This is a genomic window from Pacificoceanicola algae, assembly GCF_049341065.1.
Taxonomy (GTDB): Bacteria; Pseudomonadota; Alphaproteobacteria; order Rhodobacterales; family Rhodobacteraceae; genus Pacificoceanicola.
Window position 1 is genome coordinate 476075 of the sequence record NZ_JBMPIX010000002.1, and the last position, 1633, is coordinate 477707.

Genomic DNA, 1633 nt, shown 5'->3' on the forward strand with positions numbered 1-1633 from the left:
CGGGTTTTCCGACCTCGACTACGTGCGCTTCTGGGACAGCACGCCGGGCACGGATGGTGGCCATTGGGAGATCAACGGCGTCGCTGTCAGCGGGACCTATTTCGACATCTCGCCGTCGGACCTTGGCAGCATCGTCTATGTGGCTGGACCGAACGGCGGGTCGAACCCGATCACCATCGAAGCCTTCGACGATTCCGGCGCCAGCAGCGGCGATCTGAACGTCACGATCAATGTCAGTGCGCCAGCCAATTCGGCGCCATCTCTGACCGGACCATCGAGCCAATCGCTGCAACCGGGCCAAAGTGTCAGTGGCGACCAGCTCGTCAGCTCCGTGTCCGACCCTGACGGGTTTTCCGACCTCGACTACGTGCGCTTCTGGGACAGCACGCCGGGCACGGATGGTGGCCATTGGGAGATCAACGGTGTTGCCGTCAGCGGGACCTATTTCGACATCTCGCCGTCGGACCTTGGCAGCATCGTCTATGTGGCTGGACCGAATACTGGAGCCAATGAAATCACAATCGAGGCCTTCGACGACTCTGGCGCCAGCAGCGGCGATCTAAATGTGGTCATTATCGGAAGCGGCGATGTTTCACAAGGCGATGACGGCGCAACAGAACCAGTAGAAAATTCCCACATCCCCCTACCAAATATATACGCGCCTTTTAGTGACTTTGTCAGAGGCCAGTACATCAACCAACCCCTTCACACACATACATATATAGTGTCTCCCTCTTATGAGGAAGGGTCTGGATATTGGTCCATAGATTTTGGTGGAGGCTTCGGCGAAGAAGTTGTTGCACCTTTTAACGGCACTATTGTGCACATAGAAGGAGGTCACGAAGAGCAATCTTCTAAATATAATCCTATCGCGCAACCGGGATCGGATCATTTTTGGCTCCATGACGTTGGATGGTACATACTTGATGATTCTCCCAGAAGACTTGGAAATACGGTAACCATTCAATCAGCAGATGATCCAAACCTCTATGTCACGTACGCTCATTTGAGCATGGCCTCCGTAGCGTTATTGTACGAGGGCATGCCCGTAGTAGGTGGCGAGACAGTTGTGGGCGAGCTAGGTCGAACCGGGATTCAAATTTCCACTCAAGGCCCAGAGGAAATGGCCCACGTGCACGTGATGATTGGAACTTCGCTGAACTATCAAAGCAAAACAGTAACTGCTGACAGTTCTTTGAATGGTAATCCTAGTAGTTTTTTCTATTTCGTTGACAGTAACGGCGACGGCTTCGATGCAACGGACCATAATTCGCCTGGCATTTCCGGCCTGGATGGAATCGGAGGAGCGGAGGTTTCCTTTTCTGTCATCGGTTCATTCGAACCTGATATTTTAATTGGCCCGTTCGGAAATACCTACTTTTCTGGACAGGATGGTGATGACCGGTTTCTTGTTTCTGGTGGTGGAAATTACGTTTCCGGTGGCAATGGACTGGACACCGTTTCCTATGCCGGCGTTGCCAGTGGGGTTGGGATACGTCTCGACGGCACACCTGGCTGGCGCGGCGCGGTTGGTGATGTCATGCACTCTATCGAGAACCTGATCGGCTCGGCCTTCGACGACGCGCTGGTCGGCAATGCCGGCTCCAACATGCTGAACGGCGGCGACGGTGAC

The 1633-nt window shown here is 54.0% G+C and carries 1 protein-coding gene; it reads left to right on the forward strand.

Going from position 1 to position 1633, the window contains the following annotated elements; genetic code table 11:
- A partial coding sequence (locus tag ACOYQJ_RS04835; protein ID WP_500797221.1) for a M23 family metallopeptidase occupies positions 1-1633 on the forward strand: 1633 nt, incomplete at both ends.